The organism is Micromonospora sp. HK10 (genome assembly GCF_000982955.1).
GTDB lineage: Bacteria > Actinomycetota > Actinomycetes > Mycobacteriales > Micromonosporaceae > Micromonospora.
Map to the genome: position 1 here is coordinate 35,543 of NZ_KQ058727.1, position 24,165 is coordinate 59,707.

The window sequence follows — 24,165 nt, forward strand, 5'->3', positions numbered from 1 at the left end:
CAGACCGGAAGGGTAGCGGTCGATGGCCGGCTTGCCAGCCCCGCGTACGCGGTGACGGACAACCTGTCCGACCGGAACGCGAAGTCTTCGTCAGATCCCGGACGGACGCCTGTCGCATATGTGACTGAACGTGACCAAGCCTGCGCGTCCCGTTGCCGGGACTCTTCGCAGGTCCTACGTTCGTCGCGAGGCGGAGCCGGACCGGTCAGTCGGTCCGGACCGGATGGTGGTGACGGTGAGCAGGTACGACGCCCGGAGGCAGCGCATGCGTGACGCGGAGAACATTCCCCGAGGCCAGTTCCCGTCGGGGGAACGGTCGGGGCGACCCGGTGAGGGCGAGAGCCCCGGCGCCGGCCTGCCGTTCAACGAGCGGTCGTACCGGCCGCCGGTCGAGGTGGTCCGCACGCTGGTCCGTCCGGGTGAGCGCGGCCGCGACGAGGAGGAGCCGGGCTACGTCATCCACCTGCCGGTCCGGGTGCCCGACCTGGCCGCGGCCACCGCGCTCGCCGGCACCGTGGCGACCTCGCTGGGCTTCCTCACCGAGTTGGACGCCGGCGAGACCACGGTCTCCACCGCCGACGACCAGAACAACCGGCACCGCGTCTTCTGCGACCTGCTGCTGGCCGACCGGTCCCGGTGCCCGCAGCGCTACGACCACGAGGGCCCGTGCGGCGAGCCGCCGGCGCCGGAGCAGCGTCCCCCGTCGCGGTAGGTCGGCCGGATCGTAGGCTGTGCCTGACCGAAGTCCATGTCAGGCAAGGGAGCCGTTACCCGATGCAGAAGTGGGAATACGCCACGGTGCCGCTGCTGGTCCACGCGACCAAGCAGATCCTCGACAACTGGGGCGAGGACGGTTGGGAACTGGTCTCCGTGGTGCCCGGCCCGAACCCGGAGCAGCTCGTCGCCTACCTGAAGCGCCCGAAGGCGTGACGGGCATGAGCAACGGACCGCACGCCAAGCTCGCCGAGCTGGGCCTGACCCTGCCCGAGGTGGTCCCCCCGGTGGCCAGCTACGTGCCGGCCGTCCAGTCGGGGCAGCACGTCTACGTCTCCGGTCAGCTCCCGATGGCCGAGGGCAAGCTGCTCGCTACCGGCAAGGTGGGCGCCGGGGTCTCCGCCGACCAGGCGAAGGACCTGGCCCAGCGGTGCGCCCTGAACGCGCTGGCCGCGATCGACGCGCTGGTCGGCCTGGAGAACGTCGTCAAGATCGTCAAGCTGACCGGCTTCGTGGCCAGCGCCCCCGGCTTCACCGGTCAGCCCGGCGTGATCAACGGCGCCTCCGACCTGTTCGGCGCGGTCTTCGGCGAGGCCGGCCGGCACGCCCGTAGCGCCGTGGGCGTCGCCGAGCTGCCCCTGGACGCCCCGGTCGAGGTCGAGGTCATCGTCGAGGTCGCCTGACTCTCCGCACCCGCGATCTTGCCGAGGTCGTGCCGGCAGACGGCCCGCAACGGGATATAACGCCAGGTGGGCCCGCAAGATCGCGGGGAGCGGCGGGCGGGGTCGTACGATCGCTGCCATGGGCGGGCATGTGACCGGAGCCGCAGGGGCGCTCGCGGACGAGCTGCCGGGTTGGGTGACGCTGCTGCGCGCGCCCAACCCGGGGCCGATGACGCTCGACGGGACCAACACCTGGGTGCTGCGCGCCCCCGGCGCGGAGCACGCCGTGGTCGTCGACCCGGGGCCGGCCGACGACGCGCACCTGGCCGCGATCGCCGCGCACGGGCCGGTCGGGTTCGTGCTGATCACGCACGGCCACGCCGACCACACCGCGGGCGCGCCCCGGCTCAGCGAGCTGCTGGGCGGCCGGCACATCCGCGCCGCCGACCCGGCGCACACCATCGGCGGTGCGCCGCTGACCGAGCCGGGCCAGCACCTGGGCCTCGAGGGCCTGCAGATCCAGCTGCTCACCACCCCCGGGCACACCGCCGACTCGGTCTGCTTCCTGGTCGAGCACGGCGACGAGCGGGTCGTCCTCACCGGCGACACCATCCTGGGCCGGGGTACCACCGTGGTCGCCCACCCCGACGGGCACCTCGGCGACTACCTGACCAGCCTGGAGCTGCTCTCGACGTACCGGGGGATCCGGGCGCTGCCCGGGCACGGCCCGGCGCTGGCCGACTGCGGTGCGGCGGCCGAGTTCTACCTCGCCCACCGGCGGGCCCGGCTCGACCAGGTCCGCGCCGCGGTGGCCGCCGGCGCGACCACCGCCCCCGAGGTGGTCGCCCGGGTCTACGCCGACGTCGACCGCTCGCTCTGGTGGGCCGCCGAGTGGTCGGTCCGGGCCCAGCTCGAATACCTCGGGGTGGAGCAGCCGTGACCTGCCCGGTGTGCGGGACCGTCGCCGTACCGAACGCGCGGTTCTGCCACAACTGCGGGGCCGCGCTGCCGGCCGCCGCCACCCTCCCGGCCGCCGAGCGCCGGGTGGTCACCGTGCTCTTCGGTGACCTCTCCGACTTCACCTCCTGGTCGGAAGACCTCGACCCGGAACGGGTCGGCGCGGTCACCGACCGGGTCCTCGCGGCCCTGGCCGGCGCGGTCAAGACCTTCGGCGGGCACGTCGACAAGCTCACCGGCGACGGGATCATGGCGGTCTTCGGCGCGCCCGTGGCGCACGAGGACGACGCCGAGCGGGCCGTGCGGGCCGCGCTCTCCATGCAGCGCGCGGTCCGCCGGGTGCTCGACGACGAGCGGGGCGGCGGCGCGCCGACCGGCCTGCGGGTCGGGCTGAACACCGGCGACGTGATCGCCGGCATCCAGGCCGCCATCGAGTACACGGTCATCGGCGACACGGTGAACACCGCCGCCCGGCTCGCCGACGCCGCCGCCGTGGGCGCGGTGTACGCGGGGGCGCGGACCTCCGCCGCCACCCGGCACGTCGCCTCCTGGCGGGCGCTGCGGCCGCTGCGGCTCAAGGGCAAGCGCGAGCCGGTCGAGGCGTACGAGCTGCTGGGTCTCCTGGACGCCCCGGGCACCCGCTCCGGCCTCGGCGACGAGGCGCCCTTCGTGGGCCGGGAGACCGAGATCGGCCGCGTCGCCGGCCGGCTCGCCGAGGTGATCGACCGGGGTGAGCCGCGGGTGCTGCTGATGACCGCCGAGGCGGGCATCGGCAAGTCCCGGTTCGCCGCCGAGGTGGAACGCCTCGCCGCCGGCTACGACGTGGGCGCCGGCCGGTACGCCGCGCACAGCGGCGCCCGGGTGCTCTCGGTCCGCTGCGCCGCGTTCGGCGAGCGGCGCCGGCTCGCCCCCCTGGCCGACCTGGTCCGGGCGGCGGTCGGCCTGCCCAACGACCCGGCCACCGCGCTCACCCGGCCGGCCGTCGAGGAGCGGCTGCGCCGGCTCGGGCAGCGTCTCGGCCGGCTCCCCGGCGACCTCCCCCCGCTCGCCGTCGACCAGCTCCTGGCCCTGCTCGGGTACGCCGAACTGCCCGCCGCCGCCGAGAACGGCGAGTGGAGCGCCGCCGCCCCGCCGCCGGACGCCGAGGCGGTGCCGAACGCGGTCGCCGAGCTGCTCAGCGCCCTCGCCGTGGAGGCGCCGCTGGTGATCGTGGTGGACGACCTGCACGACGCGACCACCGAGACGATCAGCGCGCTCGGGCTGACCCTCTCCCGGCTGACCGGCCCGGTGCTGGTGCTGCTGCTGGGCCGGCCGGAGCTGGTCCGGACGGCGGGCACGCTGACCCGGGTCGCGGACGCAGAGGTGCACGGCCTGCCGCCGCTGCGCGGCGCGGACGCGTCCCGGCTGCTGACCAGCTACCTGGGGGGCGGCAAGCTGTCCCAGGCCGACGCCGACCGGTTGCTGGCCACCGCCCAGGGCAACCCGTTCTACCTGGCCGAGCTGGTCACCCTGCTGCTGGAGCGCGGGGCGCTGACCGCCGGGCCGGGGCGCGGCGCCGACGTCGGCTGGCGGCTGGCCCCCGGCTCGCTGGGCAGCCGGCTGCTCTCCCGGGACCTGGCCGCCGTGCTCGCGGCGCGGATCGACGCGCTCCCGCCGGACGCCCGCTCGGTGCTGCGGGACGCCGCCGTGGTCGGCGACACCGTCCCCACCGGCGCGCTGGAGGCGCTCCGCGAGCAGCGCACCGGGCTGGCCGGGCGGCCCGCGGCGGTGGCCGCACTGGAGCTCGACCGGGCCGTGGAGGAGCTGCTGCAACGGCGCATGCTGCACCGCACCCGCACCGGGTTCGCCTTCGCCACCCCGCTCATGCGCGAGGCCGCGTACGCCGGGGTGAGCAAGGCCGAGCTGGCCGAGCGGCACGCCGCGCTGGCCCGCTGGGCGGCGGCGGAGAGCAGCCCGGGGGCGGCCACCCTGCCCGGCGGGTTCACCGAGGCCGCCCGGGACGACTTCGTGGCCGAGCACGTCGAGCGGGCCACCGCCCTCGCCGACGCGGTGAAGCTGCGCCCCGACGCGCCGGCCCGCGCGGTGGCCCCGCTCGGGGTGGCCGCGCTCGGCCGGGCCGCCCGGCGGGCGCTGCGCTCCGGCGAGCCGGCGCTGGCGATCGAGCACTCCGAACGCGCCGCCGAGCTGGCCCGGGACGGGCTGCCCCTGGCCGACCGGGTGGTGCACGCCCGGGCCCTGCTCCAGCTCGGCCGGCCGGGCGACGCCCTCGCCTTCGCCGAGAAGATCGCCGCGAACGCCGGGGACGCGGCGGCCACCCGGGCCGGCGCCCTGCTGCTCGCCGGGCAGGCCCACCAGACCCTCGGTGACGCCGCCCGGGCGGAACGGTGCTGGCAGGAGGCGTTGCAGGTGGCCACCGCGGCCGAGCTGCCGACCATGCGCGCCGCGGCGATGCGCCGGCTCGGCATGGCCGACTTCATCGCCGGCCGGCTGGGCCAGGCGAGCAGCCGGCTCGCCGCCTCCTACCAGGTCAGCCTCGCCGCGAAGGATCCGCGCGGGCAGGCCTGGTCGTTGCAGAACCTGGCCTGGGTGACCACCACCCGGGGCGACTTCGCCGGCACCGACGCGGTGCTCGGCCGGGCCGCCCGGCTCTTCGCCGAGCTGAAGGACCCGTACGGGCGGGCCTGGCTGCGCGGCACCACCGCGTTCGCCCGGCTGCTCGCCGGCCGGCTCCGCGAGGCGTGCCGGCTGGCGCAGGTCTTCCTGCCGTTCGGGGAACGGGTCGGCGAGGCGTGGGCGGTCGGCACGCTCCGCGCGGTCGAGGCGTACGCCACCGCCGAGCTGGGCGAGCTGGCCGAGGCGGACCGGGGCGCACGCCGGGCGTACCGGGAGTTCGCCGAGGTCGGCGACGAGTGGGGGCAGGGCTTCGCGCTGGTCGTGCGCGGGGTGGTGGCGCGCGGGCTGGGCGCGCCCGAGCACGCCGCGGACCTGCTCACCGACGCGCTCGGGTACGCCGACCAGACCACCCACCCGCTGCTCACCGGGATGGCCGGCACGCTGCGCGGGTTCGTGGCGCTGGACATGGGCGACCACGAGGCGGCCGAGCGGGACGCCCGGTCGGTGCTGACCTCGGTGGAGCCGCACAACCCGCAGGCGCCGGCCCAGGTGGCGCCCCGGGTGCTGCTCGCCATGGCCCGGCTCGCGGCCGGCGACTCGGCGACCGCGGTGGGGCTGCTCGCCCCGGTCGCCACCGCCGCCGCGAACAGCCCGTCCCTGCTCATCTCCCGCCGCCAGACGATGGCCCGGTACGCGTCCGCGTTGCTCGCCCACGGCCAGCGCGAGCAGGCGCTGGACTGGGCGCAGCGGGCGGTGGCCGCCCCGGCCGAGGACGTCCGCAGCCAGGTGATCGCGGCCATGGTGCGGGCCGAGGCGCTGGCCGCCTGCGGGCGACCGGCGGAGGCGCTGGCCAGCGCCGAGGAGGCGGTCCGGCTGGCGTACGCGACCGAGCAGCGCAGCGAGCGGGCCGGCGCCGACGCGCTCCGGGCCCGCCTCGCCGCCGGCTGACCGGCGGTCGACCCCGGCGCAGGATTACCGGTTCCGGGGATGTGCGTGTCGGGCCTGCCGGTTAGGTTGTGGGATCGAGGGGGACCAGTCACCTCGGTGGGTCTTGGGGAGGACGGATGAGGCTGCCGCGCACCGGCGCCGGCTGGACGATCGCGGTCTTCGGCGTGCTGGCGTTGCTGCTGGGCGCGCTCGGGCTGATCTGGCCGGAGGCTCAGCTGCGCATGCTCGGCTTCGAGGTGCCGGCCGAGCGGGGCCCCGGTGACTACACCGGCACGTTCCTCACCGCGTCCTCGATGGCCTCGTTCAACATGGGGGTCTACTACCTGCTCGCCGCGGCCACCGAGTGGCGCCCGTTCTACCGCTTCACCGTCTGGTTCCGGCTGGTCACGTTCAGCGTCTTCACCATCGCGGTGCTCTCCGACATCGCCCCGGGGCGGTTCTTCGGGGTGGCCGTGTGGGAGGGGCTGGGCGCGGTCGCGACGGCCGTCGGCCTGTGGTGGGACGCCCGCCGGGCGGCCGGCGCGGGGCGCTCCGGGGGCCTGTCCGCCGACCCGGAGCCGGCGCCGGCGACCGACGCGGTGCGCTGAGCGCGCGAGACAGTTGGGTATTTTCGAGCCGTGACCGAGACCCCACCCGGCGCCCTCCGGCTGCCCATCGTGCCCGGTCTGACCGATCTGCAGGTCTTCGCCCGGGGCGGTTACGCCACCGTGTACCGGGCCACCCAGATCTCCGTGGGGCGCGAGGTCGCGGTCAAAGTGGAGAACCGCACGCTGGACAGCGAACGGGACCAGGCCCGGTTCCTGCGTGAGGCGCGGGCCGCCGGCAAGATGTCCTCCCACCCGCACGTGGTCGACCTCTTCGACGTCGGGGTCACCGTCGACCAGCACCCCTACCTGATCATGGAGCTCTGCGACGGCTCGTACGCCGAGCGGATGCGGACCTCCCCGCTGGGCCCGGTGGAGACCCGCGACCTGGGCGTCAAGATCGCCGATGCGCTGGCCCACTCGCACGCGGCCGGGGTGCTGCACCGCGACGTGAAGCCGGCCAACATCCTCTACTCGCACTTCAACTCGGCGGTGCTGGCCGACTTCGGGCTGGCCGTGCTGGCCGAGGTGCGCGACGCCTCGGTCACCCTCGAGGTGCTCACCCCGGCGTACGCGCCGCCGGAGATGTTCAGCCACAGCCCGCCCTCGCCGGCCGTCGACGTGTACGCGCTCTGCGCCACCCTCTACGCGGTGATGCACGGCCGGCCGCCCCGCTGGCAGTCCGAGCGGAACCCGAGCCTGGTCACCGTGCTGGAGATGTTCCAGCAGCCGATCCCCGGCCTGCCCGGGGTCCCCGACGACCTGGTCGACGTGCTGCGGCTCGGCATGGCCAACGACCCGGACGAGCGACCGTCCGCCGTGGAGCTGCGCGCGATGCTCGCCGCGCTCCCGCTGGACCAGGGCGCGGCCCCGGTGAGCGGCGCGCCGATCTCCGGCGCCCCGGCCAGCGGTGGCCCGACCGGCGGCACCGGCACCGGTTGGCCGTACCCGCTGGGCCTGACGGGGCAGCCGGCCCCGCGCCCGCCCGCGGACGACGACCACCCGACCGTGCCGGCCGCCGGGCGGCGCTGGCGGCGCCGCTGGTTCCTGGGCGGCGCGGGCGTGCTCGCGCTGGCCGCCTCGGCCAGCGCCGGGGCCTGGCTGGCCGGCGGCGCTCCGCCCGTGGTGTCGCCGACCCCGGTGGCCAGCGGGGTGGTCGAGGTGACCGCCCCGAAGGTGCTGCCGGGCTGCGCCACCGGCGACGTCCGGCTGCCGGCCGGTGCGCGCTGCGCCACCGAGCTGGAGTGTTTCGGGCCGGTACGGCTGCGCCGCGACCGGGCGGAGGCCACCCGGGTGTCCTGCGACGGCCGGCACACCTGGGAGACCTACGCCGAGGGGGACCTGCCCGCCACGCTGGCCGGGGCCGGGCACGGCGCGGTGGCGGCCCATCCCGCCGTCCAGCGGGTCTGCAACGTCGGCACGTTCCAACTCGCCAGCGGCATCCGGCAGGCGGGCGACTGGAACCTGGAGGTGCTGCCGCCCACCGGGGCGGGCGCCGACCGCACCTACCGCTGCCTGGCCGGGCGGGGAGTGGACGCGCTCGCCATGCCCACCCTCACCGGTCGCTGAGCCGCCGCACCGCGCGCTGGTCGCGGACCGCCCGGGGGTCCAGCCCCTCCAACGTGTCGGCGTCGACCGCGCAGTCGGCGGCGGCGCGGAGTCCGCGGACGGCCTGCGGGTCGAGCCCTTCCAGGGTGTCGGCGTCGACGCCGTAGCTGCCCGGCGCGGGCCACTCCTCGGCCGGGGCCACCCCGCCGCCCTGCCGGTGGGCGCTGATCGCCACCCCGGCGACCATCACGAGCAGGACGCAGAGCAGCGCGAGCGCGACCGACACGATGCCCGCGGGACGCCAGACCAGCAGCGTCACGAGTGCCGCCACCGCCGCCAGCGACGCGACGGCGGCCCTGGCCCGCGCATCGGGCTTCGGGAACGACCTCATCCGACAAGCATCGCCGAGCGCGTCCGCCTGTCAACCACCGATCCGGCCGGTGGTGGTCACCGGCCGTCCGGTTGATCGCCGCCGGAGCGGCTCGCCGGCCGCCCCCGGCGCGGGCATTCTCAACCCCGGGTACGGATGGAACGATGACGGGATGTCATCGCTGTCGATACCCCAGGTGACCTATCTCGGCGGGCATCCGGACCGGGCGGACACCCTCCCGGGGCTCACCGCCGTCGTCGACCGCTCCGGCATCCGGCTGCGCCGGTCCTTCCGCCGCTTCCTCGCCGTCCGGTGGGACGCGTTGCGTGGGCTGGACGTGCACCCGCCGGGCCTGCTCACCCTCGCGCTCAGCTTCCGTCCGGAGTACGACGACGGCTCGTCCCTGCACCTGCACCTGGACCGCGACGTGTACCGCTTCCACGTCCGCGACCTCCCCGCCGCGCAGCTGCGGGCACGGCTCGCCTCGTGGGCGGTGGCGGCCGCCGGCGCCCCCACGCCGCTGCCCGCGATGCCCCCGCCCCCGCCGCCGGTGTCGCACGGGCCGCTCGACGTGGTCCGGATGTCCCTCGACCTGTGGCGGGCGGCCGGCCTCGGCCGGGAATCCCTCTCCGACCGGAGCACCCTGGCCTACCGGCTCAGCCTCGCCGAGAACCACCGCCGCTGCGGCCGGTACGACGAGGCACTCGCCCTGCTCGAGCCGCTCGCCGGCGCCGCGGCCGAGGCGTTCGGCCCGGTCGACGAGGACACCCTGAAGGTCCGCAACGAACTGGGTCAGGCGTACCTCGAGGCCGGGCAGGTCGACGACGGCCTGGACGTGCTGCGCGAGGTGGTGTCGGCGGCCGAGCACCTGCACGGCCCGGACAGCCCACTCACCCTGGTCTTCCGCAACAACCTGGCCGTCGCCTACCAGCACGCCGGCCAGTACGCCCAGGCCATCGGCCTGCACGAGCAGAACATCCGGCACACCGAGCACAGCCGGGGACGCCGCAGCCTCGAGACGATCGGCCGGCGCAACAACCTGGCCGCCACCCTGGCGCTCGCCGGGTACCGGGAGCGGGCGATCGAGCTGTACTGGGAGGTGCTGGACACGCTGCCGGACGGCCACCGGAGCCACGCCCTGGCGGTCACCGCGCGGCAGAACCTGGCCATCCTGCACAACCCGTCCTGGACGCCGTGACGGCACCGTCGGTCAGGCACCGGCCGGCGGGGCGCTCACCGGCCGCCGGGCGCGGGGGACGGTGCCGTCCTTGCGGACGAGCCCGCTGATCTGCTCGCCGACCTCGCCGGTGAGCCGGCCCGGGCAGGAGAGTCCCAACCGGACGGCCAGCTCGCGGCCGTACAGGTCCACGGCGGCCTCGACCAGCTCGGCGTAGACGGCCACGGACCGGCGGCACCGGTGCCGGGCGGCGAGCAGGATCGCCGCGCCGACGACCAGGGCCGGCCACCAGAACGCCCCGAGGACGGCGTAGAGGGCGCCCCAACCGACCAGCCGGGCCGCCGTGGCGCAGCGGTCCTGCACGGCGGTCAGCTCGCCGCGCGTCTCCTCCGGCAGGACCAGCCACAACCGCGGCCACACCGGCGCGAGGTCGATGCCGTACGTGCGCCACACCCGCACGTCGGCGGCGTGCAGCCGGTCGCCGGTCCAGGTCGGCCGCGCCGGCTCGACCAGGCAGATCGCCGCGCGGCGGTCGATGGCCCGCCGCACCCGGGCCCGCCGGGCCGGGTCGGTGGTGTCCGCGAGGAACGCCCGCTCGGCCTCGGCCACCTCGGCGTCCGCCCGCTCCCACCGCCGCCGGCGCCGGTCGGCGAGCCGGCCCAGCAGCGGCGTCGACCCGGTCAGGCTCCAGGTCCACCCGACGACCATCCCCACCGCCTGCGCGGCCAGCCCGGCCGCCGCCGCGCCGAGCAGGAACGCGGCCCCGGCGACCAGCAGGGCCGCGCCGCGCGCCCCGGCCGGCGTGCCGGTCAGCCGGTCCAGCCAGGCCGGCAGGGCCGCGACATCCAGGGCGTGGCTCTGGCCGAGCACCCGGGCCAGCACCACCGCGGCGGCGAACAGCGCCCCCGGCAGCACCAGCGCGGCCGTCCACCGGGTCACCAGCTGCTTGCCCAGCTCGGCGAGGAACGCGTTCACAGGGTGACCCGGCTCGCCACGAAGGGCGCACCGGTGAGCCCGCACGTCGGCGGCGGGCCGTCGTCGACCGGGGCCTTGCGGGGGCACGGTCCGGCGCCGGGGCAGGTCCAGGCGGCGACCGTCGGGTGGCCACCGCCGCCGAGCCACGGCTCGAAGCCGCGTACGCCGGTGGTGAGGCCGTCGATGCCGTGTTGGGCGAAGGCCGCGTCGAGCCGGTCGAGGTCCGCGGCCAACTGCGGGTCCCAGCGCCCCGCGCGGACCGCCGCGACGACCCGGTCGAGCACCTCGGCGACGCCGTACCGCTCGGCGTGCGTGCGCAGCTGCTCCCCGGTGGCCTGGCTGCACAACCGGCCGATGCGCTCCGCAACGAGTTCCAAGGTCGCCCCCCGTGCGCCGGTCGGCCGTTTCCGCTGCCACAGTAGCGGCCCCGGCAAGCCCGTGCCGCCAGCCGGGACGCGACCCGGATTCCGCTTTCCCGGACCGGGACCCATTGGGCAGGATCGTTACCGGGCCAGGAGATCGCCACCCGACGCCAGCGCACCGGAATCGAGGAGCGATGCCGAAATGGACGGTCGGTAACGCCACGCGGCGGGTCACCGCGGTGACCGCCGAGTACGAGCGGACCGGGGCACCGGCCGTCCTGTTCGGACCCGACCTCGCCGGCGAGGAGCAGGTGCTCGCCGCGGCGGCCGGCGGGCGCGGCGCCGGGCGGGCCGCGGCGCAGGCGCTGGCCCGGCTGCACTGGTACCGCTACCTCAACCTGTCCGGGCTGGACGGCCTGCGCGCGCGCCGGGCGGCGGTCGGGCTGTTCCGGCACGTGCACCGCCGGGACCCGGAGCTGGTGCCGGAGCTGATCCGGGCCGACTGCCGGGAGAGCGAGCCGCCCCGGTCTCCCCGACTCGCCGACGTGCTGCTCAGCCAGCAGCAGGCCGACCGGATCGCGGGCCTCCGGCAGCGGCACCGGGCGGGTTCCGCCAAGGCCCTCCGGCTGCTCGTCACGCTCTATCAGGAATGGCTGCTGGAGCTGGCCCGGGACCGCGACGACGACACCGGCCTGCTGCGGGCCGCCCTGCTGACCGATCTCACCGAGGCGCTGGTGACGCTGGCGGAGGCGACCGGGGAGGGACCGACGTACGACGAGGCGCTGGACGCGGCCACGGCGGCCCTCGCGGCCACCACCGACCGGGACCCGCACCGGATGCACCGCCTCGTCGACCGCGGTCGCCTGCTGGAGCTCTACTTCGACCGGGGCGCCGGGCCGCGGGCGCTGCAACTGGCCGTCGGCGAGTACCGCCGGGCCGCCCAGCTCGGCTGGCGGCGGCAGCCCACCGACCCGCGGGTGGTGGCGCGGTTCGCCACGGCGCTGTCCCGGCTGCCCGAGGTCCCGCCGCTGGCGTCGGTCGAGGTCCTGTTCGAGGCGACCGCGGCCTGGCGCGACGCGGTCCACGCCGCGGCGGGCGACGAGCCGGCGATGGCCGCGGCGCTGGAGCGGCTCAACACCGTCGTCAACCTGCTGGCCCAGGAGATCGACCCGGAGCTGGCGCTGGAGGTCGTCACCGCCGCCGGGCAGCCCGAGGTGATCGACCGCTACCTGGGCCGGGCCGAGGAACTCGAGGCCCGGATCGCGGCGGACGCCTCGGCGGCGGCCCTGGCCGACCAGTACGAGGCGGCCTTCCTGCTCTTCGCCGTGGTGCCGGGCTTCCACCCGGCCCGGCCGCGCGCGCTGCTCCTGCTCGGCTCGGCCGAGCTGGACCGGTGGCAGCACGGCGGCGAGCTGAGTGGCGCGGCGGAGGCGGCGAGCTGGGCGCAGTTGGCGCTGGACGCCATCGGGCCGGCCGACCCGTTGCGGCGCAAGGCGTTGAACCTGCTGGCCGCCGCGGCCGCACCGGCCGGGCTGCACGGGCAGGACGAGCACCTGGTCGAGGTCGCGCTCTCCGCCGCCCGGGCGGCGCTTCCGCTCGCCGGCGAGCAGCCGGAGGAACGCGCGCACCAACTCGTGGTCCTCGGCGACGCGCTGGACGACGCCGGTTGGCTGAACCGCGACGCCGAACTCGTGGACGAGGCGCTGCGATACCAGCGGGAGGCGCTGCGGCTCACCCCCGAGGGGCACGAGTCGTACCCGCTGCGGCTCATGAAGCTCTCCCAGACGCTCGTGCACCGCGACCAGTTGGTGCCCGACGATGCGCTGCTGGCCGAGGCGGTGGCGACGAACGGCCGCGCGGCGGGCCTGCTGACGGAGCGGGATCCGCGCCGGGTCGGCTTCCTCTACAACCACGCCAGCAGCCGTTCCGTCCAGGCCGTCCGGCAGCGCGACGAGGCCGGGCTGGTCGCGGCCGAACGCAGCTACCGGGAGGCGTTGGCCCTGGTGCCGCCGGATCACCCCGACCAGCCGCGGATCCGCAGCGCGATCGCCGACGCCCGCTACCACCGGTACCGGCTCGGCGGCGACCTGGAGGTGCTGGCCGACGCGGTACGGCTGGCCCGGGAGGCGGTCGAGGCGACCCCGCCGGACCACCACTGGTGGCCGCTGCGGGCCGGGCTGCTGGCCCGGGCGGCCGCCGAGCTGGCCCGGGCGGGCGGGCCGGACGCCGAGCCGGCCCGGGCCGAGGCGACCGCCACGTACGCCGCGATCGCCGCCGCGCCGCAGGCGGACCCGCAGACCCGGATCGACGCCGAGCGGCAGCAGGCCGAGTTGGCGCACGCGGCCGGCGACCCGGCCGCTCGGCTGGCCGCGTTGGAGCGGGCGGTGCGGCAGATGCCGGCCTCGATCAGCCGGTCGTCGGCCGGCCGGCGCCGGCTCGGGGCGGTGGCCGAACTCAGCGGGTTGGCGGCGGAGGCGGCCGCGACCGCGCTCGCGGCGGACCACCCCGAGCGCGCCGTCGAACTCCTGGAACGCGGCCGTGGCCTGCTGTTCCACGAGGCGTTGGGGATCCGCGATGGGCGGGCCGAACTGCGCGTGGTCAGCCCCGGGCTGGCCGCCGACCTGGACCGGGTCGACCGGGAGCTGGCCGAGGCGGACGCCTACACGCATGTCCGGAACTTCACCATCGAGGTGCAGCGCCGCAGTGCGGACGGCGAACTGCTGGACAGCTCGACGACCGAGTGGGATCCGCGAACCGCCTGGGTGCCGCGTACCCGGAAACTGGCCGCCGAACGGGACCGGGTGATCGGGCGGATCCGGCGGCTGCCCGGGTTCGCCGACTTCCTGCGGCCACCGTCGGTGCCGCTGCTCCGGGAGCGGCTCGCGGGCCTGCCGGTGGTCGTCGTCAACAGCCACGGCGACCGGGGCGACGCGTTGGTCGTCCCGGGTGACCCGGGGCAGCCCGTGCAGCCGGTCCGGCTGCCCGAGCTGACCGGCGCCGCCGTCCAGCGGCAGGTCACCCGCTGGTACGCGGCGGTGTCCGACGCGCTCGACCCGGGGGTGCCGTTCGACCGGCGCGCCGCCGCCCAGGAGGAGCTGCACGCCGTGCTGGGCTGGCTGTGGGACGCGGTGACCGGGCCGGTGCTGGACCGGATCGCACCGGCCGACGGGCCGCCGCTGCCGCTCTGGTGGTCCCCGGTCGGCGCGTTGGCCCGGCTGCCGCTGCACGCCGCCGGCCATCACCGGGAGCCGGGGCACCGGCGTACCGTCCTGGACCGGGTGGTGCCGTCCTACACGCCGACCCTCACCGCGCTGGCGCACGCCGCGGCGGAGCGGCCGCGACCGCCGGCGGCCGCCACGGCCACCGTGGTCGGCGTACCGACCGCGCGGGACCTGCCGGCGCTGTCCCAGGTACGCGCCGAGGTCGAGCAGGTGGCCCGGCTGATCCCCGGCTCGACCGTGCTGACCGGGACCGAGGTGGCCCCGACCGAGGTCGAGGAGGCGCTGCGCCGGCACCCGATCGCGCACTTCGCCTGCCACGGCGAGGCGGACGCCGGCACGGCCGCGATGCTGACCGGTGGCCTGCGCCTCGGCAAGGGTGGCTCGCTGAGCCCGCACATGGTGGGCTCCTACCGGTTGGCCCGGGCCGAGCTGGCCTTCCTCTCCGCGTGCGGCACGGCCGAGACGCACCCGACGTTCACCGACGAGCCGCTGCACCTGGCCGCCGCGTTCCAGCTCGCCGGCTTCCGTGGCGTGATCGGCACGATGTGGCGGACCACGGACAGCGCGCGGATCGCGGCGGCCTTCTACGCCGGCCTGACCAACGGTGGCACCGAGCCCCCGGACCCGGCCGCGGCCGCCCGGGTGCTCACCGAGACGGTCCGGGCGGTACGCGACGAGTTCCCGGCGACGCCCACCCGGTGGGCCGGCCACCTGCACGTCGGGCTGAACCGGGCGCTCTGAGCGGCCCGCCGGCTCAGTACGACTTGTCCTGGCCGAGGACGTGCTGGGCGACGAAGTTGAGGATCATCTCGCGGCTGACCGGGGCGATCCGGCCGGCCCGGACCGCGCCGAGCAGGGTGGCCACCCCGTACTCGGTGGTCATGCCGGCCCCGCCGAGGGCCTGCACGGCGGTGTCCACGGCGAGCGCGGCGGCCTCGCCGGCCGCGTACTTGGCCATGTTGCCGGAGATGCCGGCCTCCAGGTCGCGGCCGGCGTCGTAGAGCGTCGCCGCCTTGTGGATCATCAGCCGGGCTAGCTCGACCTGGACGGCCGCGTGCGCCAGCGGGTGCGACACGCCCTGGTGGGAGCCGATCGAGCGGCCAGCCCACACCGTGCGGGTGGACGTGTAGTCGCTGGCCTTCTCGATCGCGTACCGGCCGGTGCCGGCGCCCATCGCGGCGACCGTGATGCGCTCCGGGTTGAGCCCGGCGAACAGCGCCGGCAGCCCGGCGTCCAGCGATTCGCCGACGAGCGCGTCGGCGGGCAGCCGGACGTCGTCGAGGAAGAGCAGGAACTGGTTCTCCGGCGACAGGATCTCCATGTCCAGCTTGGACTTCTCCAGGCCGGGCGCGTCGGTCGGCACGAGGAACAGCGCCGGCTTCAGCTTTCCGGTGGAGGAGTCCTCGGTACGGGCAACCACCAGCACGTGACCGGCCTCGTCCACCCCGGAGATGTAGATCTTGCGGCCGCTGAGCAGCCAGTCGTCGCCGTCGCGGCGGGCCACGGTGGCGAGCCGGTGGAAGTTCGAGCCGGCGTCCGGCTCGGTGATCGCGAAGACGATCTTCTGGGAGCCGTCGGCGAGGCCGGGGAGGTGCTTCTTGCGCTGCTCCTCGGTGCCGTGCTTGTTGATCACGGTGGCGGCGATGGCGGGGGAGACCACGAGCAGCAGCAGCGGGCAGCCCGCCGCGGCCAGCTCCTCGCAGACGATGGCCAGGTCGGTGATGCCGCCGCCCCCGCCGCCGTACTCGGTGGGGATGTTGACGCCCAGGTAGCCGAGCCGGCCGGCCTCGTGCCACAGCTCGGTGGTGTGCTCGCCGGCCCTGGCCTTCGACACGAAGTAGGAATGGCCGTACCTGCGGCCCAGCTCCCGTACCGCGTCGCGGAGCTGGTCCTGTTCGGGGGTGAGGTCGAAGTTCACTGCGGGTCCTCCTCGGGATCCACGACGGCCAGTACGGCACCCGTCTCGACCTGGCCGCCGGCGGGCACCGGCAGGTCGGTCACCACGCCGTCGGCGGGGGCGAGCACGGGATGTTCGAGCTTCATCGCTTCCAGGGTCAGCAGCAGGTCACCGGCGGCGACCCGCTGACCGACCTCGACGTGCACCCGGGTCACCGCGCCGGGCAGCGGCGCGAGCAGCGACCCGGCCGCCAGCTCCGCGGTGGGCTGGGGCAGGCGGGGCAGCTCGGTGAGGCTCGCCGCCCCGTCCGGGCCGTCCACGAAGACCGCCGACCCGGCCCGGTGTACGCGGAAGGCCCGCCGCACCCCGTCCACGTCGAGCACCACCCGGTCGGCGGTGGCATCGACCACCGCCACGGTCGGCGTGGCGTCGGACGGGAGCACCGACCATTCGGCGAGACCGCCGGTGCGGTCCAGCCGGTACCGGACCTCGATCTCCGCGCTGTCGCCGACGGTGAACCGGGTGACCTGCGGGAAGGCCGGCACGTTGCGCCAGCCCGACGGCAGTCCGGCCAGCACCGGCGCGGCGGCCCGCCGAGCGGCGGCCCCGGACAGCGCCGCCGCCAGCGCCACCAGCGGAAGCTGACCGGCCGGCAGCAGCGGCGCGAACACCTCCGGGTGCCGGTCCAGGAAGCCGGTGTCCACGTCGGCGGCGGCGAACTCCGCGCTGCGCAGCACGCGGACCAGCAGGTCCCGGTTGGTGGCCACGCCGTGCAGCTCGGCGCGGGCGAGCGCGCCGGCCAGGGTCCGGGCCGCCTCGGCGCGGGTGGGCGCCCAGGCGACGAGCTTCGCGAGCATCGAGTCGTAGTGCACGCTCACCGTCGAGCCGTCCACCACGCCGGAGTCCAGCCGCAGCCCGCGGGCCGGCGCGAACTCGGCGGTGACGCCGGGGACCGCGAACCGGTGCAGCGTGCCGGTGGCCGGGCGGAAGCCCCGGGCCGGGTCCTCGGCGCAGAGCCGCACCTCGATCGCGTGGCCGTCGGCCGGCGGCGGGCCGGTCACCGGCAGCGGCCCACCCTCGGCGACGAGCAGTTGCAGCCGGACCAGGTCCAGCCCGGTGGTCGCCTCGGTGACCGGGTGCTCCACCTGGAGGCGGGTGTTCATCTCCAGGAAGTGCACCTGACCGTCCGGCGCCAGCAGGAACTCCACGGTGCCCGCGCCGACGTAGTCGACGGCCCGCCCGGCCGCGACCGCCGCCTCGTGCAGCGTGGCGCGTACCTCGTCGGGCAGCACACCGGGCGCCTCCTCGACGATCTTCTGGTGCCGGCGCTGGATGGAGCAGTCGCGGACCCCGAGCGCCACCAGGGTGCCGTGGGCGTCGCCGAAGATCTGCACCTCGACGTGGCGGCCCCGCTCCACGTACCGCTCGATGAAGACCGTGCCGTCGCCGAACGCCGCCGCCGCCTCGCGGCGCGCGCCCGCCACGGCCTCGGCCAGCCCGGCCGCGTCGCGGACGATCCGCATGCCCCGGCCGCCACCACCGGCGGCGGCCTTGACCAGCACCGGGAAGGCGGTGACCTCGGCCGGATCGGTCCAGGTGGGCAGCATCGGCACGCCCGCGTCGGCGAGCAGCGCCTTGGCGGCCATCTTGTCGCCCATCGCGGCGATCGCCTTGGCCGACGGACCCACCCAGGTCAGGCCCGCGTCGGTCACCGCCGCCGCGAACTCGGCGTTCTCGGCCAGGAAGCCGTAGCCGGGGTGCACGGCGTCCGCGCCGGAGCGGCGGGCCGCGTCCAGGATGGCGTCGACGCGCAGGTACGTCTCGGCCGGCGTGTTCCCGGGCAGCCGCACCGCCTGGTCGGCGTCGGCCACGAACGGCGCGTCGGCGTCCGCGTCGGAGTGCACGGCGACGGTGGCCACGCCGAGGGCGCGGCAGGTGGCGAAGACCCGCCGGGCGATCTCCCCCCGGTTGGCCACCAGAAGCTTATTGATCATGCGCGCTGAGCCTGCCTTTCGTTCGCGACTGCGGGACTCCGCTTCGCTGCGTTCCTCGCGCTCACAGGTCACATCCGGAAGACGCCGAAGCCGTCGGCGCCCTTCACCGGTCCGTTGTGGATCGCCGACAGGCAGAGCCCGAGGACGGTACGGGTGTCCCGGGGGTCGATCACCCCGTCGTCGTAGAGTCGACCGGAGAGGAACAGCGCCCCGGACTGGGACTCGATCTGCTGCTCGACCATCATCCGCATGGCGGCGTCGGTGTCTTCGTCGTACTCGCGCCCCCGGGCCGCGGCCGCCTGCCGGGCCACGATGGACAGCACCCCGGCGAGCTGCGCCGGCCCCATCACCGCCGACTTCGCGTTCGGCCAGGTGAACAGGAACCGCGGCTCGTACGCCCGGCCGCACATGCCGTAGTTGCCGGCGCCGTAGGAGGCGCCCAGGTTGACGGTCAGGTGCGGCACCGTCGAGTTCGACACCGCGTTGATCATCAGGGCGCCGTGCTTGATGATGCCGCGCTGCTCGTACTCGGTGCCGACCATGTAGCCGGTGGTGTTCTGGAGGAAGACCAGTGGGGTGTCGGCGGCGTTGGCGAGCTGGATGAACTGGGCGGCCTTCTGCGCCTCCTGGCTGAACAGCACGCCCCGGGCGTTCGCCAGCACGCCGACCGGATAGCCGTGCAGCTCGCCCCAGCCGGTCACCAGGGCGGTGCCGTAGCCGGGCTTGAACTCGTCGAACGCGCTGTCGTCGAGCACCCGGGCCAGCACCTCGCGCGGGTCGAACGGCACCTTCAGGTCGGCGCTGGCGATGCCGAGCAGCTCCTCCGGGTCGTACCGGGGTGGCAGCGGGTGGGGGTTGCGCGGCGGCGGGCCGTGCTTGCGCCAGTTGAGGCGGCGGACGCACTGTCGGGCCAGCCGGATGCCGTCCCGCTCGTCCTCGGCCAGGAAGTCGGCCAGGCCGGACGTGCTGGCGTGCATCGCCGCGCCGCCGAGCGATTCGTCGTCGGTCACCTCGCCGGTGGCCATCTTCACCAGCGGCGGCCCGGCCAGGTAGACCTGCGACCGGTCCCGGATCATGATGGTGTAGTCGGACATCCCGGGCACGTACGCGCCGCCGGCCGTGGCGTTGCCGAAGACCACGCTCACCGTCGGGATCCGCTGCGCGGACAACCGGGTCAGGTCGCGGAACACCCGGCCGCCGGGAATGAAGATCTCCGCCTGGGTGGGCAGGTCCGCGCCGGCCGACTCGACCAGGTTCACCATCGGCAACCGGTTGGCGGCCGCGATCTCACCCGCCCGCCGGGTCTTCGCCAGCGACCACGGATTGATCGCGCCGCCGCGTACCGTCGGGTCGTTCGCCACGATCAGGCACTCCACGCCCTCGACCACGCCGATGCCGGTCACCGTGCTGGCGCCGACCGGGAAGTCGGTGCCGTACGCGGCCAGCGACGACAGCTCCAGGAACGGGCTGTCCGGGTCGAGCAGCAGCTCGATCCGCTCCCGGGGCAGCAGCTTGCCCCGCCCGTGGTGGCGGGTCACGTACTTCTCGCCGCCACCGGCCCGGGCCTGGTCGAGCGCGGTCTCCAGCTCGGCGAGGCGTTCCAGCAGCGCCTCCCGGTTGGCCGCGAAGCCGGGCGCGGACGGGTCGATGGTGCTCTGCAGGACAGCCGTGCTCATAGGCCCATGCCCTTCGCGATGATCTCGTTCATGATCTCGGTGGCGCCGCCGCCGATGCCGAGGATCCGGGCGTCGCGGTAGTGCCGCTCCACCTCGGCGTCACGCAGGTAGCCGAAACCGCCGTGCAGTTGCAGCGCGGCGTAGACCACGAAGTCGCACGCCGACACCGCCACGTTCTTCGCGATCGCCACCTCGGTGACCACCGGCTGCCCAACGGCGACCCGCTCGGCGACCTCGTGCACGTACGCCCGGGCCGCCTCGGTGCGGGAGTGCATCTCGGCCAGCCGGTGCCGCACGACCTGCCGCCCGACGAGCGGCCGGCCGAACGTCCGGCGGTCCCGGCACCACCGCACCGTCAGGTCCACGCAGCGCTGCGCGGTCGCGTACGCCTGGGTGGCGAGCGAGAGCCGCTCGGCGGCGAACTGCTGCATGATGGCGAGGAAGCCGGTGTCCTCCGGGCCGACCCGGTTCGTCACCGGCACCCGGACGTCGACGAAGGACAGTTCCGCGGTGTCCGAGCAGTGCCAGCCCAGCTTCTCCAGCCGCCGGCCCACGGTGAACCCGGGCGTGCCCTTGTCGATCACGAGCAGGCTCAGCGAGGCCGACCCGGGGAAGTCGGTGCAGACCGCGGTGGTCACGAAGTCGGCCCGCACCCCGCTGGTGATGTACGTCTTGGCGCCGTTCACCACGTAGTGGTCGCCGTCGCGGACCGCGCAGGTGCGGATGCCCGCGACGTCCGAGCCGCCGTCCGGCTCGGTGATCGCCAGCGCGCCGATCATCGTCCCGGCGAGGGTGGGCCGGACGTACCTCTCGATCAGCGCCTCGTCCCGGGCCGCGACGATGTGCGGCAGCGCGATGCCGTGCGTGAACAGCGCGGCGATCAGCCCGGACGACCCGCCCGAGCGGATGATCTCCTCGGTGACCACCATCGAGTCGAGCAGGTCACCGCCGCTGCCGCCGACCGACTCCGGGAAGCCGATGCCGAGCAGGCCGACCTTCGCGGCGGTCTCGTGCAGCGACCGCGGCACCTCGCCGGCCCGTTCCCAGTCGGACAGGTGCGGCAGCACCTCCCGGGTGACGAACGAGCGGGTCAGCTCGCGCAGCTGCCGGCGTTCCGGTGTGTCCACGATGGTCATGCCGGAACCTCCGTCGGAAGATCGACCATCCGTGAGCGCAGCAGCTCGCCGAGCGCCTTGGCCTGGGGATCGAACCGGGTGGAGGCGGCCACGCCCTGCCCGAGCAGCCCCCGGATCACGAAGTTGACCGCGCGCAGGTTCGGCAGCTCGTACCGCTCGACGGTCAGCGCCGCCGTCTCCGGCAGCAGCTCGGCCAGCCGGGCCACGGTGAGCCAGTCGCGCAGCCAGGGCCAGGTCGCGTCGGTGCGGGCCCAGACACCGAGGTTGGCGTCGCCGCCCTTGTCGCCCGACCGCGCCCCGACCAGCTCGCCGAGCGGCCCGCGCCGGGTGGCGGGCCCGGACGCACCCCCGGTTGACGCCTCGTCGGGCACGGGGGCCGCCGGCGGACCGCCCAGCACGGTCGGCGGCGGGATCGGCACCCGCTCGCCGGAGGGGAGCACCGCCACGTGCGCGACCGCGTCCTGGGCGATCGTGTCGGCGGTGAACACGCCGTACGGGATGGCGTCGCCGGGCAGGGTGGTCAGCGTGCAGCCCGGGTAGGAGGCCAGCGCCAGCTCCACCGCGGCCGCCGAGAAGGCCCGCCCGGCCCGCGCCTTGTCCCCGTCCCGCAGGTGTACGTGCAGCAGCGCGCTCGCCGCCTCGGTGTCGGTGGCGTCCGGGTGGTCGGTGCGGGCCAGGTTGAACTCCAGCCCTTCGGTGCCGACCGACTCCGCCAACTGGGCGCGGACCAGGGCCGCCTTGGCCGGGATGTCCAGCCCGCAGAGCACGAACGTCATCGAGTTGCGGAAGCCGCCCAGGTTGTTGATCCCCACCTTGAGGGTGCCCGGCGGGGGCGTGCCCCGGACCCCGGTGATCCGCACCCGGTCCGGCCCGTCCTGGGCCAGCGCCACGGTGTCCAGCCGAGCCACCACGTCCGGCCCCGGGTAGTCCGGCCCGGCCACCTCGTAGAGCAGCTGGGCGGTGACCGTCTCGACGGTGACCGCGCCGCCGGTGCCGGCGTGCTTGGTGAGCACCGAGGAGCCGTCCGGGTGGAGCTCGGCGATCGGGAAGCCGGGCCGGTGACCGCCGTCCGGCAGCTCGGTGAAGAAGCTGTAGTTGCCGCCGGTGACCTGCGCCCCGCACTCGATGAGGTGCCCGGCCACGGTGGCGCCGGCCAGCGCGTCGAGATCGTCGCGGGTCCAGCCGAACCGGGCGATGGCCGGGCCGACCGCGAGCGAGGCGTCCGTCACCCGCCCGGTGACCACCACGTCCGCCCCGGCGTCCAGGCAGGCGGCGATCCCGAACGCCCCCAGGTACGCGTTCGCGGTCAGCGCGTCGGGCCGGGCGAGCGCGTCGCCCTCGACGTACCCGACCCGGACGGTGAGGCCGAGCCGGTCGGCCAGCGCGCCGACGGCGGCGGCCAGGCCGGCCGGGTTGAGCCCGCCGGCGTTGGTGACCAGGGTGACCCCGCGGTCGAGCGCGGTGCCCAGGCACCCTTCGAGCTGGCGCAGGAAGGTCTTCGCGTAGCCGAGGGAGGGGTCGCGCAGCCGGTCCCGGCCGAGGATCAGCATGGTCAGCTCGGCGAGGTAGTCGCCGGTCAGCACGTCCAGCTCGCCGCCGTCGAGCATCTCCCGCCAGGCGGAGAACCGGTCGCCGTAGAAACCGGAGGCGTTGCCGACCCGGAGCGGGGTCACGCGGTCACCCCGGCGGCGGCCCGCCCGGCGCCGGGCGGGCCGGCGAACGCCTGCGCCACGTCCAGCCACTCGTCGGCGACCGGGCCGGTGGCCACCAGGGCGAGATCGTCGCGGTGCCGGCGTTGGGTGACCAGCAGGCAGAAGTCGAGGGCCGGGCCGGTGACTTGGTCGGCCGCGTCGGCCGGCCCGAAGGCCCAGCTGTCCCCGTCGGTGCCGGGGCCGCTGCCGGCCGGGGCGGTCAGCTCGACCCGGACCGGCGTGGTCGGCACCGGTCGGCCGTGGGCGGCGAAGCTGTGCCCGAGGGTACGGAAGCCGAGGTGCGCGATGTGCCGCAGCCGGTCGGTCGGGGCCCGCCGGACGCCGAGCGCGTCGGCCACGTCCTCGCCGTGCGCCCAGGTCTCCATGAGCCGGGCGGTGGCCATCGAGGTGGGCGACATCCGGGTGCCGTACCAGGGCAGCTTCTCCCCGGCCGGGGTGGCGGCCAGGGCGGCGGCGAGCGCCGAGCGGCCGCCCCGCCAGCGGGCCAGCAGCGCGTCGGGGGGCGCGAGGAAGGACTCGGCGCCGTCGTCGACCAGCCGGGCCGGGTCGGGGGCGTTGAGGACCGAGGCGTAGAAGGCGTCGGCATCGGTGGCGGCCAGGTGGGCCACGTGGTCGGTCCAGGCCAGGTGGGCGATCTGGTGCGCGATCGTCCAGCCCGCGGCCGGGGTGGGCCGCGCCCACTCCTCCGGCGGCAGCGGCGCGACCAGCGCGTCGAGCTGGTCGGACTCGGCGCCCAGATCCGTGAGCAGTGCTGTCAGGTCGACCATGGTGCCTCCGGGGGATCAGTGCGGCCGCGCGCTCCCTGCCGTCGTCGGGCCGTCGTCAGGGGTGAGCAGGATGGCGAGTTGGCGCTTCCAGGTGTGCAGCAGGGCGGTCCGCCGGGTCGAGTCGTCACTGAGCAGGTTGGCCACGCCGAACCCGCGGAGCAGGTCGAGGGTGGCCTGGACGGCCTCCCGTACGCCGGGCCGGCGCTCGTCCACGCCGAGCAGCTCGACGGTCAGCCGGTGCATCTCGCGACCGACCCGGGCCTCCAGCGGCACCAGGGCGTCGCGCAGCTCGGCGTCGGTGCGGGCGGCCACCCACAGCTCCAGCGCGGCGACGAAGAGTGGCCCGGTGAAGGCGGCGGCGAGCAGGTCGACCACCCGGTCCAGCCGCCGTGGCCCGGCGGGCAGCGCCGCGGCCTCGCTGCGCAGCTCGGCGGCGCGGCGCTCGGTGAGGTGGGTGACCGCGGCGGTGACCAGGGCGGCCTTGGTCGGGTAGTGGTGCAGTTGGGCGCCCCGGGAGACGCCGGCCCGGGCCGCCACCACGGTGGTGGTGGTGCCGGACCAGCCGTGCTCCACCAGGCAGTCGACGGTCGCCTCCAGCAGTCGGGCCTGGGTGGCGCGGCTGCGCTCCTGCTGGGGGACGCGGGTCGGTGCGGCGGGCACGGGGACAGCCTGCCGGCCGGGAAACAAACAGTCAAGCCTGACTTTTTCTGGCTCCGGACCGGGGCGGTCGGACGAGCGGGTTGATCGACCGGCTGGCGGCGATCCGGGGCTTCCGGGCGGCGCGAAGCCACGGATCGCCGCATCCCGGGTTCACCGTCCGGCCCGCCCGGCCGCCCCGCCCGGCCGCCCCGC

19 protein-coding genes are annotated in these 24,165 nt (G+C 75.8%); 9 read left to right on the forward strand and 10 right to left on the reverse strand.

The features are described from left to right. The first annotated feature begins 265 nt into the window (after positions 1-265). The 7 genes from LQ51_RS07775 to LQ51_RS07800 all read left to right on the forward strand — a co-directional run bounded on the left by LQ51_RS07775 (position 266) and on the right by LQ51_RS07800 (position 8,047). Positions 266-712, forward strand: a complete 447-nt coding sequence (locus tag LQ51_RS07775; RefSeq protein WP_046564042.1) for a hypothetical protein — start codon at positions 266-268, stop codon at positions 710-712. Positions 713-774: 62 nt separating this feature from the next. After that, positions 775-930 carry a DUF4177 domain-containing protein gene (locus LQ51_RS32660; protein ID WP_013736319.1) on the forward strand — a complete coding sequence of 52 codons (156 nt, stop codon included), beginning with the start codon at positions 775-777 and terminating at the stop codon, positions 928-930. 5 nt (positions 931-935) lie between these two features. After that, entirely contained in the window at positions 936-1,397 is a 462-nt protein-coding gene (locus LQ51_RS07780; protein WP_046564007.1) for a RidA family protein, read from the forward strand. A 118-nt stretch (positions 1,398-1,515) separates the two neighbouring features. Beyond that, entirely contained in the window at positions 1,516-2,316 is an 801-nt protein-coding gene (locus LQ51_RS07785; protein WP_046564008.1) for an MBL fold metallo-hydrolase, read from the forward strand. Further along, complete coding sequence (locus tag LQ51_RS07790; protein ID WP_046564009.1) at positions 2,313-5,894, forward strand: adenylate/guanylate cyclase domain-containing protein; 3,582 nt, start codon at positions 2,313-2,315, stop codon at positions 5,892-5,894. Before LQ51_RS07785 ends, LQ51_RS07790 begins: the two co-directional genes overlap by 4 nt. A 116-nt stretch (positions 5,895-6,010) precedes the next feature. Next, positions 6,011-6,481, forward strand: a complete 471-nt coding sequence (locus LQ51_RS07795) for a hypothetical protein (RefSeq protein ID WP_046564010.1) — start codon at positions 6,011-6,013, stop codon at positions 6,479-6,481. 30 nt (positions 6,482-6,511) lie between these two features. After that, positions 6,512-8,047 (forward strand): serine/threonine-protein kinase, encoded by a 1,536-nt coding sequence (locus LQ51_RS07800; protein ID WP_046564011.1) that lies wholly within the window; start codon positions 6,512-6,514, stop codon positions 8,045-8,047. On the opposite strand, the gene LQ51_RS07805 is transcribed toward LQ51_RS07800, so the two are convergent. After that, positions 8,034-8,417, reverse strand: coding sequence for a hypothetical protein (locus LQ51_RS07805; RefSeq protein WP_046564012.1), 384 nt, complete (start codon positions 8,415-8,417; stop codon positions 8,034-8,036). The two genes, LQ51_RS07800 and LQ51_RS07805, sit on opposite strands and share 14 nt — an antisense overlap. Positions 8,418-8,568: 151 nt before the next feature. Between LQ51_RS07805 and LQ51_RS07810 the strand changes: the two genes are divergently transcribed. After that, entirely contained in the window at positions 8,569-9,594 is a 1,026-nt protein-coding gene (locus LQ51_RS07810) for a tetratricopeptide repeat protein (RefSeq protein ID WP_197087562.1), read from the forward strand. Between the two features lie 12 nt (positions 9,595-9,606). Here the strand turns inward: LQ51_RS07810 and LQ51_RS07815 are convergent, their stop codons facing one another. Together LQ51_RS07815 and LQ51_RS07820 are read right to left on the reverse strand one after the other, a co-directional pair. Further along, positions 9,607-10,548, reverse strand: coding sequence for a hypothetical protein (locus tag LQ51_RS07815; RefSeq protein ID WP_046564014.1), 942 nt, complete (start codon positions 10,546-10,548; stop codon positions 9,607-9,609). Then, positions 10,545-10,925, reverse strand: coding sequence for a hypothetical protein (locus LQ51_RS07820; protein ID WP_046564015.1), 381 nt, complete (start codon positions 10,923-10,925; stop codon positions 10,545-10,547). The genes LQ51_RS07815 and LQ51_RS07820 overlap by 4 nt, the downstream gene beginning before the upstream one ends. A 179-nt stretch (positions 10,926-11,104) precedes the next feature. Here LQ51_RS07820 and LQ51_RS07825 point away from each other — a divergent pair, with 179 nt between their 5' ends. Then, positions 11,105-14,872, forward strand: coding sequence for a CHAT domain-containing protein (locus LQ51_RS07825; protein WP_046564016.1), 3,768 nt, complete (start codon positions 11,105-11,107; stop codon positions 14,870-14,872). A gap of 13 nt (positions 14,873-14,885) precedes the next feature. On the opposite strand, the gene LQ51_RS07830 is transcribed toward LQ51_RS07825, so the two are convergent. From LQ51_RS07830 to LQ51_RS07860, 7 genes are all read right to left on the reverse strand, one after another. Beyond that, positions 14,886-16,049: an acyl-CoA dehydrogenase family protein gene (locus tag LQ51_RS07830; RefSeq protein ID WP_046564017.1), complete on the reverse strand. Its 1,164-nt coding sequence runs from the start codon at positions 16,047-16,049 to the stop codon at positions 14,886-14,888. Beyond that, positions 16,046-18,022: an ATP-binding protein gene (locus LQ51_RS07835; RefSeq protein ID WP_046564018.1), complete on the reverse strand. Its 1,977-nt coding sequence runs from the start codon at positions 18,020-18,022 to the stop codon at positions 16,046-16,048. The genes LQ51_RS07830 and LQ51_RS07835 overlap by 4 nt, the downstream gene beginning before the upstream one ends. 68 nt (positions 18,023-18,090) lie before the next feature. Then, complete coding sequence (locus LQ51_RS07840) at positions 18,091-19,698, reverse strand: acyl-CoA carboxylase subunit beta (RefSeq protein WP_046564019.1); 1,608 nt, start codon at positions 19,696-19,698, stop codon at positions 18,091-18,093. After that, the gene (locus LQ51_RS07845; protein WP_046564020.1) at positions 19,695-20,834 is read right to left on the reverse strand and encodes an acyl-CoA dehydrogenase family protein; all 1,140 of its coding nucleotides are present in this window, start codon (positions 20,832-20,834) and stop codon (positions 19,695-19,697) included. The genes LQ51_RS07840 and LQ51_RS07845 overlap by 4 nt, the downstream gene beginning before the upstream one ends. After that, complete coding sequence (locus LQ51_RS07850; RefSeq protein WP_046564043.1) at positions 20,831-22,507, reverse strand: acyclic terpene utilization AtuA family protein; 1,677 nt, start codon at positions 22,505-22,507, stop codon at positions 20,831-20,833. Before LQ51_RS07850 ends, LQ51_RS07845 begins: the two co-directional genes overlap by 4 nt. Beyond that, complete coding sequence (locus tag LQ51_RS07855) at positions 22,504-23,313, reverse strand: TIGR03084 family metal-binding protein (protein WP_046564021.1); 810 nt, start codon at positions 23,311-23,313, stop codon at positions 22,504-22,506. Before LQ51_RS07855 ends, LQ51_RS07850 begins: the two co-directional genes overlap by 4 nt. A 15-nt stretch (positions 23,314-23,328) precedes the next feature. Next, complete coding sequence (locus LQ51_RS07860; RefSeq protein ID WP_046564022.1) at positions 23,329-23,973, reverse strand: TetR/AcrR family transcriptional regulator; 645 nt, start codon at positions 23,971-23,973, stop codon at positions 23,329-23,331. Positions 23,974-24,165 lie beyond the last annotated feature (192 nt).